The 11,145-nt window shown below is 72.0% G+C and carries 8 protein-coding genes; 2 read left to right on the top strand and 6 right to left on the bottom strand.

The annotated features are described in order from the left end of the window. Positions 1–3: 3 nt before the first annotated feature. Both ACFZ8E_RS06930 and ACFZ8E_RS06935 read right to left on the bottom strand, forming a co-directional pair. A complete protein-coding gene (locus ACFZ8E_RS06930) occupies positions 4–1,188 on the bottom strand; it encodes an acetyl-CoA C-acyltransferase (RefSeq protein WP_405042409.1) in 1,185 nt (394 codons plus the stop codon). Beyond that, positions 1,185–2,873, bottom strand: a complete 1,689-nt coding sequence (locus ACFZ8E_RS06935) for an AMP-binding protein (RefSeq protein ID WP_405044337.1) — start codon at positions 2,871–2,873, stop codon at positions 1,185–1,187. The genes ACFZ8E_RS06930 and ACFZ8E_RS06935 overlap by 4 nt, the downstream gene beginning before the upstream one ends. 187 nt (positions 2,874–3,060) lie before the next feature. On the opposite strand from ACFZ8E_RS06935, the gene ACFZ8E_RS06940 reads away from it, so the two are divergent. Together ACFZ8E_RS06940 and ACFZ8E_RS06945 are read left to right on the top strand one after the other, a co-directional pair. Further along, positions 3,061–4,254 (top strand): CaiB/BaiF CoA transferase family protein, encoded by a 1,194-nt coding sequence (locus ACFZ8E_RS06940; RefSeq protein WP_405042410.1) that lies wholly within the window; start codon positions 3,061–3,063, stop codon positions 4,252–4,254. Positions 4,255–4,339: 85 nt separating this feature from the next. Next, positions 4,340–6,436: a 3-hydroxyacyl-CoA dehydrogenase NAD-binding domain-containing protein gene (locus ACFZ8E_RS06945; protein ID WP_405042411.1), complete on the top strand. Its 2,097-nt coding sequence runs from the start codon at positions 4,340–4,342 to the stop codon at positions 6,434–6,436. A 325-nt stretch (positions 6,437–6,761) separates the two neighbouring features. On the opposite strand, the gene ACFZ8E_RS06950 is transcribed toward ACFZ8E_RS06945, so the two are convergent. From ACFZ8E_RS06950 to ACFZ8E_RS06965, 4 genes are read right to left on the bottom strand one after another with little or no spacing between them, the layout of a single operon-like run. After that, positions 6,762–7,544 carry an SDR family NAD(P)-dependent oxidoreductase gene (locus ACFZ8E_RS06950; RefSeq protein WP_243935436.1) on the bottom strand — a complete coding sequence of 261 codons (783 nt, stop codon included), beginning with the start codon at positions 7,542–7,544 and terminating at the stop codon, positions 6,762–6,764. Between the two features lie 4 nt (positions 7,545–7,548). Then, a complete protein-coding gene (locus ACFZ8E_RS06955) occupies positions 7,549–8,325 on the bottom strand; it encodes an SDR family oxidoreductase (RefSeq protein ID WP_405044338.1) in 777 nt (258 codons plus the stop codon). Further along, positions 8,322–9,383, bottom strand: a complete 1,062-nt coding sequence (locus tag ACFZ8E_RS06960; protein WP_405042413.1) for a phosphotransferase family protein — start codon at positions 9,381–9,383, stop codon at positions 8,322–8,324. Before ACFZ8E_RS06960 ends, ACFZ8E_RS06955 begins: the two co-directional genes overlap by 4 nt. Next, the gene (locus ACFZ8E_RS06965; protein WP_405042414.1) at positions 9,380–10,627 is read right to left on the bottom strand and encodes an acyl-CoA dehydrogenase family protein; all 1,248 of its coding nucleotides are present in this window, start codon (positions 10,625–10,627) and stop codon (positions 9,380–9,382) included. Before ACFZ8E_RS06965 ends, ACFZ8E_RS06960 begins: the two co-directional genes overlap by 4 nt. Positions 10,628–11,145 lie beyond the last annotated feature (518 nt).

The following is an 11,145-nucleotide window of genomic DNA, read 5'->3' on the forward strand; positions in this document are numbered from 1 at the left end:
TCGCTAGGCGGCGATCTCGAAGAGGCCGGCGCAGCCCATGCCGCCGGCCACGCACATGGTGACGACGGCGTAGCGCGCCTTGCGCCGCCGGCCCTCGAGCAGGGCGTGGCCGACGAGGCGGGCGCCGCTCATGCCGAAGGGGTGGCCGACGCTGATCGCGCCGCCGTTGACGTTGACCCGCTCGGGATCGATCCCGAGCGTGTCGCGGCAATAGAGCGACTGGCTGGCGAAGGCCTCGTTCAGCTCCCACAGGTCGATGTCGGCGACCTTGAGCCCGTGGCGTTCGAGCAGGCGCGGCACGGCGAAGACCGGGCCGATGCCCATCTCGTCGGGGTCGCAGCCGGCCGAGGCGAACCCGCGGAAGCTGCCGAGCGGGGCCAAACCGCGCCGCGCCGCCTCCGCCCGCGACATCACCACGCAGGCGGACGCGCCGTCCGAGAGCTGGCTGGCGTTGCCGGCGGTGACGAACGCATGCTCGCCGCGCACGGGCTTGAGCTTGGCCAAGCCTTCCAGCGTCGTGTCGGGGCGGTTGCCCTCGTCCTTGGCGAGCCGGGTCTCGACGGTGCGGGTCTCGCCCGTGGCCTTGTCGGTGACCGACATCATCGCGGAGATCGGCACGATCTCGTCGTCGAACAGGCCGCGCTCCTGCGCCGCCGCGGTGCGGCGCTGGCTTTCGAGCGCGAATGCGTCCTGCGCCTCGCGCGAGATGCCGTAGCGCCCGGCGACGATGTCGGCGGTCTCGATCATCGGCATGTAGATCGCCGGCAGGTGCGCCAGCAGCCAATCGTTCCGGGTCAGCTCCTTCTGCACCTTCGGCTGCACGAGGCTGATCGATTCGAGGCCCCCGGCCACCGCCACAGGGACGCCGTCGAGGATGACGCGGCGGGCGGCGCTGGCGATCGCCTCCAGACCCGAGGCGCAGAACCGCGACACGGTCACGCCGGCCGACCCGACCGGGATGCCGGCGACGAGGCTCGCATGCCGCGCGACGTTGCCGCCCGTGGCGTTCTCCGGGTAGCCGCAGCCGAGGACCACCTCCTCGACCTCGCCCGGCTCGACGCGCGCGCGCTCGACGGCGGCGCGGATCGCGTGCGCGCCGAGATCGGCGCCGTCGATGAGGTTCAACGCGCCGCGGAACGCCTTGCCGATCGGCGTGCGGGCGGTCGAGACGATGACGGCGTCGGTCATGCGGGGTCAGCTCCGGTCTTCGCGCGCTCTTCGGCGACGAGCACGCTGGCGAGCAGCTTGCCCGCCGGGCTGCGGGGCAGGGCGTCCCGGAACTCGAGCGCCCGGGGGATCTCGTGGCGGCCGATGCGGCTGCCGAGGAAGTCGTTGAGCGCGTCGAGGCTGAAGCGCTCGGCGCCGGGCTTCAGGGTGACGAAGGCCTTGGCCGCCTGCCCGCGGTACGCGCAGGGCACGCCGATGACGATCGTCTCGGCGACGGCCGGGTGCTCGTAGATCGCGCTCTCGATCTGCACCGGATAGACGTTGTAGCCGCCGGAGATGATCATGTTCTTGCGCCGGTCGACCAGGTCGAACAGGCCGTTCTCGTCCACCCGCCCGATGTCCCCGGTGAGGAACCAGCCGTCGCGGAACGCGTCCGCGGTGGCGTCGGGTTGCTCGAAGTAGCCGACGAAGACGTTCGGCCCGCGGATCGCGATCTCGCCGGTCTCGCCCGTCGGCACCTCCACCGACGGGTCGTCGAGGGAGACGACGCGCATGTCGACGCCCTTCAGCGGAATGCCGATCACGCCGGGGCGGCGCTCCCCCGCCCGCGGCAGGCGGGTGCCCGCCGGCGCGGTCTCGGTCATGCCCCAGCCGACGGCGAGGTTCACGCCCATCAGCCGGCTGAGGCGGCGCATCACGTCGAAGGGCAGGGGCGCGCCGCCACTCATGCACGACCGCAGCGACGAGAAGTCCACCGCCTCGATGCCGGGGCGGTTCTGCAGCGCGAACCACATTGTCGGCACGCCCGGCAGCGCCGTGGCGCGGCGGACCTCGATGTCGGCGATGATCTCGTCCAGGTCGAAGCGCTGGCGCAGCAGGATCTGGGTGCCGCCGCGGATGCCGCGCAGCAGCACCGTCGTCAGCGCGTAGATGTGGAAGAGCGGCAGCACGCAGACGGTGCGGGCCGAGGCCTCGCCCTCGTCCCCGTCGTCGGTCCAGAGCCGGTACATCGAGACGGAAGCCGTGAGGTTGCCGTGGGTCAGCATCGCCGCCTTCGGCAGCCCGGTGGTGCCGCCGGTGAACTGCAGCAGCATCACGTCGGAGGGCTTGCGCTGCGGCCAGGCCGCCGGACGCGGAGCCCGGCGCAGGGCCGACAGGGTCACGACGCCCGGGCGCTCGGGGATCGGCAGCGGCTCGGACACCGTCGAGGCGCCCCATTCCGCGTCGTCGCCGACGAGGAGGGTGTCGACGGCGCCCTCGTCGAGGAGCTTCAGCGCCACCGGCAGGAAGCCCGGGAGGTTGGTGGTGACGAGGACGCGCGCGCGGGTGGTGCCGAGCTTGTGCGCGAGCTCGCGCGGCGCATCGAGACCGGACAGGTGCACCACCCGCAGGCCGGCCCGAGCCGCCGCGAAGAAGGCGACCGGGTGGAACGGGGTGTTCGGCAGGTGGAGGCCGATCGTGGCGTCGGGCGTCAGCCCGCGATCGATCAGGCCGGCGGCGACCGCCTCGACGTGGTCGGCGAATTCGGGAAAGCCGATCGCGCGTCCGCGGAAATCGAAGGCCGGGCCCTTCGCCGCGGCGACGCCCGCCGCCAGCAGGTCCGGGATGGTGCCGATCTCGACCGGGCAGTCCCAGTCGCAGGCATTCGGGAAATGGCGCGCCCAGGCCTGTGCCCGCGGCTCCGCCGTCGGCTCGGTCTCCCGGATCGCCTGATGCGACACGCCAACCTCCCAAACGCGGCCTCGTGCGGGCCGCTGTTCCATGATTGCGAAATTCGATCTATGCCGATGCCGGGCGGTGTCAACCGAACATACCGGTTTTTCGAAACCGGAACGGGTGGGCCGGTGTCGAGCGGCGCCGCAGACGTGCCGGACACGGGGCCAGGAGGAGCCGATGGAGCGGACGACGGAACCGGACCTGCCGCTGGCGGGCATCCGCGTCCTCGACCTGTCGCGGGTGCTCGCCGGGCCGTGGTGCGCGCAGGTGCTGGGCGACCTCGGCGCCGACGTGATCAAGGTCGAGCATCCGACCCGCGGCGACGACACCCGCGACTGGGGCGTCGCCACGAGCCCCGGCAACACGACGTATTTCGACAGCGTGAACCGCAACAAGCGCTCGCTCGGCCTCGACCTGGCGTCCGAGGAGGGTGCGGCGTTGGCCCGAAGGATCGCGGCCGGCTGCGACGTGCTGATCCAGAACTTCAAGCGGGGCGGCGCCGACAGGCTCGGGCTTGGCTACGACCGCCTGTCGGCGGAGAACCCGGGGCTGATCTACTGCTCGGTCGCCGGCTACGTCGGCGACGGGCCGGAGGCGGAACGCCCGGGCTACGACCTCGTGGTGCAGGGCGAGGCGGGCCTCATGGCGCTGAACGGCCGCCCGGACGAGCCTCCGCTGAAGTTCGGCGTCGCGGCCGTCGATCTGTTCACCGGCCAGTATGCGGCCCAGGCGGTGCTCGCGGCGCTCCTTCAGCGCCACCGCACCGGGCGCGGCCGCCACGTCGAGATGGCGCTCTACGATTCCGGCCTCAGCCTGACCTCCTATGTCGGCCTCGCGGCGCTCGCGCTCGGGCGCGATCCCGAGCGGGTCGGCAACGCGCACCCGGCGATCGTGCCCTACGGCGTGTTCGAGGCGGCCGACGGCCCCCTGGTCATCACCGTCGGCAACAACGGCCAGTACCGCCGCTTCTGCACGGTGATCGGCCGGGAGGACCTCGCGGCCGATCCGGACTACGCGACCAACCTCGGCCGCTCGCGCCACCGCGACCGGCTCGCGCCTGAGATCGACCGCGAGCTCGCGCGCATCCCGCGGGCGACGCTGATCGCGGCGCTCCGGGACGCGGGCATTCCCTGCGGCGAGGTCGCCGGCCTGCACGAGGCGTTCCGTTCCGATCGGACGGCCGAAGCGCACATGCTGCATGCGGGACGATCGCCCGTCCTCGCGCCGCCCTACCGCCTCGACGGAGCCCGTCCCCCGGTGCGCCGGCCGCCGCCGGGCCTCGGCGAGCACACGCGCGCGCTGCTCGCGGAACTCGGCCTCGATTCGAAGCATATCGCCGACCTGCGGACGCGCGGCATCGTCGCGGGCTGACGCCGGCCCGTGCGACCGAACCCCGATCTCGAAAACCGCCGACGCCCGGACCCGGCCGGACGCGGCGCACGATGAGGAAGCCAGCATGACCGACATCCCGATTACCCTCCGCCGCGACGGCCGCGTCGCCGTCATCACGCTCGCCTCGCCGCCGGTGAACGCGCTCGGCGCGGCCGTCCGCGAGGGCCTGCGCGATCGGATCGCGGAAGCCGGGGCGGATGCGGAGGTCGGGGCGATCGTCCTCACCGGCTCGGGCAAGCTCTTCTCCGGCGGCGCCGACATCACCGAGTTCGGCAAGCCGCCCCGCGGCATGGGGCTCGGCGAGCTGCTCGACATCGTCGAGACCTCGTTCAAGCCGGTGGTCGCGGCGATCCACGGGCAGGCGCTCGGCGGCGGGCTCGAGCTGGCGCTGGCCTGCCACCACCGCGTGGCGACGCCCTCGGCGAAGCTCGGCCTGCCGGAGGTGAAGCTCGGCCTCGTCCCCGGCGCCGGCGGTACGCAGCGCCTGCCCCGCGTGGTCGGCCCGCAGAAGGCCCTGGAGATCATCACCTCGGGCCAGCCCGTCGGCGCGAAGGCCGCGCACGCGATGGGCTTGCTCGATGCGCTGACCGGCGCGGACACGCTGGTCGCCGACGCGACCGCCTTCGCCGAGCGCATCCTCGCCGAGGGACAGGCCTCGCCCCGCATCCGCGACCGCGACGACCGCATCGCGGAAGGGCGCGACGACCCCGCCCTGTTCGACGCCTTCCGCAAGGCGAACGCCAAGAAGTTCCGCGGCTTCGAGGCGCCCGAGGCCTGCATCCGCTGCGTCGAGGCGGCCTGCAACAGGCCGTTCGCGGAGGGCATCGTCTTCGAGCGCGAGACCTTCGACCGGCTGATGCACGGCGCGCAGTCGATCGCCCAGCGCCACGTCTTCTTCGCCGAGCGTGAGGCCGCCAAGATCCCGGGCCTCGGCAAGGACGTCCCGACCCGCCCGGTCGCCCGCGTCGGCATCATCGGCGCCGGGACCATGGGCGGCGGCATCAGCATGAACTTCCTCAACGCCGGCATCCCGGTGACGATCGTCGAGGCCAAGGCCGAGGCGTTGGAGCGTGGGCTGAAGACGATCCGCCGGAACTACGACGGCTCGGCGAAGAAGGGCCGCATCACCGCCACCGACGTCGAGACCCGCATGGCACTGCTCACCGACAGCCTCGACTTCGCGGACCTGGCCGGCTGCGACCTGATCATCGAGGCGGCGTTCGAGGACATGGACCTCAAGCGCACGATCTTCCGGACGCTCGACGCCATCGCCAAGCCCGGCGCGATCCTCGCCTCCAACACCTCCTACCTCGACATCGACGTGATCGCCGGCATGACCCGGCGGCCGCAGGACGTGATCGGGATGCACTTCTTCTCGCCGGCCAACGTCATGCGCCTGCTCGAGGTGGTGCGCGGCGCCGAGACCGCGCCCGACGTGATCGCCACCGCGATGGCGCTCGGGCGCCGCATCGGCAAGGTCGCGGTGCTGGTCGGCGTCTGCCACGGCTTCGTCGGCAACCGCATGCTGGAGCAGCGCCAGCGCGAGGCGAACAAGCTGATCCTCGAAGGCGCCCTGCCGCAGGACGTCGACCGGGTGGTGGAGGGCGTCGGCCTGCCGATGGGGCCGTTCGCGATGAGCGATCTGGCCGGCCTCGACATCGGCTGGTCGGCGGAGACCTCGAAGGGCGAGAGCGTGCGCGACATCCTGTGCGAGCAGGACCGCCGGGGGCAGAAGACCGGCCGCGGCTTCTACGATTACGACGAGAACCGGAAGCCCTCGCCCTCGGATGCGGTCGAGGCGGTGATCCGCGACGTCTCCGAGCGCAAGGGCATCGCCCGCCGCACCGTCACCGACCAGGAGATCCTGGAGCGCTGCCTCTATCCGATGGTGAACGAGGGCGCGAAGATCCTCGAGGAGGGCAAGGCTTTGCGCGCCTCCGACATCGATACGGTATGGATCAACGGCTACGGCTGGCCGGTCTACACCGGCGGCCCGATGCACTGGGCCGACGGCATCGGCCTCGGCAAGATCCTCGACCGGATGAAGGCCTTCGAGGCGGAGCACGGGCCGGAATTCGCGCCCTCTGCCCTGCTGGAGAAGCTGGTCGCCGAGGGCGGGAGCTTCGCGCAGTACGACAGGGCGGCGCGGAATACGGCCTGAAGACGGGGGCCTCGGCAGCGACACCCACGCCAACAATTTTGAGGAGGCGCGGGTCCCCTCTCCCCGCGCGCGGGGAGAGGCCCGGCTGCACCCCGTCGTGTGGCCGGGAAGCGCAGGCGAAGCCGAAGCGGAGGTGAGGGGGCGTTGCCGGGGTTAGGCTCCTCGTTCGACGCGCCCTCACCGTCGGCCGCCGCCTCGCCGCGCCGACGACGGGGTCGTCGCGGCCCTCTCCCCGCGGGCGGGGCGAGGGGATGCGCGGCGGTCGCAGCGTTCAGATCCGAGGCTTGGACAGACGATCGACCGCTGTGTCAGAAAAGCGCGGCGTCTACCCGATCGCCCCGCTGGCGATCGTCACGCCGCCGTCCACCACGATGGCCTGGCCCGTCGTGAACCGCCCCGCGGCCGAGGCGAGGAAGATCGCCGCACCGGCGATCTCGTCGGGCTCGCCGATGCGGCGCAAAGGCGCGAGCGAGGTCGCGGATTCCAGGACCTTCGGATCCTCCCACAGGGCGCGGGCGAAGTCGGTGCGGACGAGGCCGGGGCAGATGCAGTTCACCCGGACGTTGTGCGGGCCGTACTCGACCGCGTAGTTCCGCGCGAGCTGCATGTCGGCCGCCTTCGAGACGTTGTAGGCGCCGATCACCGGCGAGCCCTTGAGGCCGCCGATCGAGGAGACGATGACGATCGCGCCGTCGCGCCGGGCGATCATCGCCGGCGCCACCAGCTGAATCAGCCAGTGGTTCGAGACGATGTTGTTCGACAGGATCTTGGTGAACTGCTCGTCCTTGATGTCGGCCAGCGGCCCGTAATACGGGTTGCTCGCAGCGTTGCAGACCAGCGTGTCGACCGCGCCGAAACGGTCGTTGGTCTCGCCGATCAGACGGACGAGGTCCTCCTTCACCGAGATGCTGGCCGGCACCGCGATGGCGCGGCCGGCGCCGTGCGCCGCCTCGATCTCGGCGACGACCACGTCGCAGGCCTCGCGCTTGCGCGACGACACCACCACCCGCGCGCCCTGCTCGGCCATGCGGAGCGCGATGGCGCGCCCGATCCCGCGGGACGAGCCGGTGATGACGGCGACCTTGCCGGTGAGATCGAACAGCGACATCGGATCATCCTCTCGCGCGTCTGAGCTTGGCCATGCCGCCGATCCAGCGGTCGTGGTCGTCGGCCTTGCGGCGCACGTAACCGGCGACCTGCGGGTGCGGCAGGATCAGGAAGTGGCCCTCGGCGAGGCCGGCGAACGCCGCCTCCGCCACCGCTTCGGGGCTGAGCAGCCCGTCGAGGAGCGCCGGCTCGCGCGCCGAGGCGCCGCGCACCATCGCGGTGTCGACCCCCTGCGGGCAGAGCGCGGCGACACGGATGCCATGGTCGCGATGGGTGATCGCGAGGTGCTCGCAGAAGCCTAGGGCGGCGTGCTTGGTGGTGGAATAGGTCGCGCTGCCGATCTGGCTGAGCAGGCCGGCCGCCGAGACCGTGGCGAGGAAGGTCCCCGCGCGTCGGGCGATCCAATCCGGCAGCAGCGCGCGCGACGCGTGGACGTGGGCCATCACGTTGACCGCCCAGGCGCGCGCCCAGTCGGCATCGGGCGCGGAGGCCGCATTCTCGGGATCGGGGTCGCGCAGCAGGATGCCGGCATTCGAGCAATAGACGTCGACCGGCCCGTGCTCCCGGATCGTCCGCGCGACGAGGTCGGCGACGCTCTCGGCCGCGCCGACGTCGCAGGTCGCGGCGACGCCGCCGATGCGCGCCGCGGTCGCGGCGGCGCCGGCCGCGTCGACGTCGGCGGCGATCACCGTGGCGCCGTCGGCGGCGAAGCGCTCGCACAGCGCCCGGCCGATGCCCTGGGCTGCGCCCGTCACCACGACGACGCGCGCCATCGCGGTCAGGCCCCGGCTTTCACAGCGAACGACCAGGCCGCGTCGGCGAGCTTCGGCACGCGGGCGGCCATGTCGGCGGCGTGCTCGCTCGCGGCGGTGCCGGCCTTCATCCGGCCGGCGATGCCCTGGAGGATGCCGACGAGGCGGAACAGGTTGTAGGCGAAGTACCAGTTCAGGTCGGGCAGGCCGTCGCGACCGGTCTCGCGGCAGTAGAGCGCCACCGCCTCGTCCTGCGTCGGGATGCCGAGCGCGGGGAGATCGAGCCCGCCGAGCGCGCTGCGGCCGTCCGCCGGCAGCACCCAGTGCATCAGAAGGTAGCTGAAGTCGGCGAGCGGATCGCCCAGCGTCGACAGCTCCCAGTCCAGCACCGCGGCGACCCGGCCATGGGCGAAGATCATGTTGTCGAGGCGGAAGTCGCCGTGGACGATCGAGACCCGGTCCTGCTCCGGCACGGTCCGCGGCAGCCAGGCGATCAGCCGCTCGGCCGCCTCGAGCCGGTCGCCTTCGGCGGCGCGGTACTGCTTGGTCCAGCGGTCGACCTGGCGGGCGAAGTAGTTGCCCGGCCGGCCGTAATCGCCGAGCCCGATAGCGGTGGGGTCGGCCCGGTGCAGGCGGGCGAGGGTCGTGATCATGCCCGCGTAGACGTCGCGCCGCTCGGCCGGCGGCAGCTCGGGCAGGGCCGCATTCCAGTGCACGGCACCCTTGACCGCCTCCATCACGTAGAAGGCCGCGCCGATGACGCCGGCATCCTCGCACAGGGCGTCCGCCCGCGGCACCGGGAAGCCGGTGTCGTGCAGTGCGCCGATCAGGCGGTACTCACGCTCGACCGCGTGGGCCGAGGGCAGCAGCGGGCCGAAGGGCTTGCGCCGCAGCACGTAGGCGCCCCCCGGGGTCTCGACCCGGTAGGTCGGGTTCGACTGGCCGCCCTTGAACTGGCGCAGCGTCAGCGGGCCGTCGAACCCGGCGACGTGCTCCGCCATCCAGGCCGCCAGGGCGCCCTCGTCGATCCGGTGGCGCGGGTCGACCGGCTTGGTGCCGGCGAAGGCGGAATCCCCCGTCCCGCTCACGCGGCGGGACCCGCTTTGCTGTGGCGGGCGAATTCGAGGCGGGCGATCGAGCGGTTGTGGACCTCGTCCGGCCCGTCGGCTAGCCGCAGGGTGCGGATGTGGGCGTAGGTGCGGGCGAGGTCGAAGTCGTCGGAGACGCCGGCGCCGCCATGGGCCTGGATCGCGTCGTCGAGCACCTTCAGCGCGATGCGCGGGGCGGCGACCTTGATCATCGCGATCTCGAGCTTGGCCGCCTTGGCGCCGACCTTGTCCATCATGTCCGCCGCCTTCAGGCAGAGCAGGCGCGTCATCTCGATGTCGATGCGGGCCTCGGCGACGCGCTGCTCCCACACCGACTGGTCGGCCAGCCGCTTGCCGAAGGCGGTGCGCGCGAGCAGGCGCCGCACCATCGCCTCGAGGGCGGCCTCGGCCGCGCCGATGGTGCGCATGCAATGGTGGATGCGCCCCGGCCCGAGGCGCCCCTGCGCGATCTCGAAGCCGCGGCCCTCGCCGAGGATCAGGTTCTCGGCCGGCACGCGCACGTCGCGTAAGGTGACCTCGGCGTGGCCGTGCGGGGCCTCGTCGTAGCCGAACACCGAGAGCAGGCGCTTGATCTCGACGCCGGGCGCGTCGAGGGGCACGAAGATCTGCGATTGCTGTTGGTGGCGCGGGGCGTCGGGGTCGGTCTTGCCCATCACGATCGCGACCTTGCAGCGCCGGTCGCCGACGCCGGTCGACCACCACTTGCGGCCGTTGATCACGTAATGGTCGCCGTCGCGGCGGATCGAGGTCGCGATGTTGGTCGCGTCCGACGAGGCGACCTCGGGCTCGGTCATCAGGAAGGCGGAGCGGATCTCGCCCGCCATCAGCGGCTTGAGCCAGCGCTCCTTGTGCATCGGGCTGCCGTAGCGGTGCAGCACATCCATGTTGCCGGTGTCGGGGGCCGAGCAGTTGAACACTTCCGAGGCCCAGGCCACCCGGCCCATCTCCTCGGCGCAGCGCGCGTAGTCGAGGTTCGTCAGCCCGGCGCCGTGGAACGCATCGGTGTCGTGCTCGGGCGAGGGCGGCAGGAACAGGTTCCACAGGCCAGCGGCGCGCGCCTTCGCCTTCAGGCCCTCGATCGCCGCGGAGGGCGCCCAGCGGTCGGGCGCGGACTGTGCCGTCTCGGCCTTCACGGCGTCGAGCGCCGGATAGACCTCGGCGGCCATGAAGTCGCGCACGCGCTTAAGCCAGAGCTCCTGCGTCGAGGACGGGGAAAAATCCAATGTTCCACTCCCTGAGCCCGCCGACGTCGTCGCGTGGCTGGGCGGTCCGAGCGTACTCCCGCTTCGAATCGGGCCACAAGCCCCAACCCGGCCGGCCCTGACAGATCGGCGCCCCCGTCTCCGACCGCCCAGCGTACCGAAACCTTGAACCGACGTTCCCACGGCGATCGGCGCTACGATGGCGCGGCCGCTCCGTGCTGTAGAGCGAAGGCTCCGTTTGGTACAGAGGCAAGCATTCGCTCGCTGTGACGCCGGAACTGTTGCAGATCGACGCTTGGAAAATCTATAGAAGACTTAACGTGCGTGAAGGCTCGCCCGTCCGATCGATGGCATTCACGGCGGGCCGGGACAGCGTTTCTCCTCCGGCGGCACCTTCGCCGGTCAACGTCCCCCGACCTCCCGGCGAAGGTGCTCTTCGTCGCGGCCGCGCGTCAGGCTTCCATGCCGCGAGGAGCCGCCGCGCCCCCAGAAAGCGGAGTGCCCGTCGTGTCCGAGCCGATCACAGCGCGCTCCCTCGT

This window comes from Methylobacterium sp. HMF5984 (assembly GCF_045033435.1).
Lineage (GTDB): Bacteria > Pseudomonadota > Alphaproteobacteria > Rhizobiales > Beijerinckiaceae > Methylobacterium.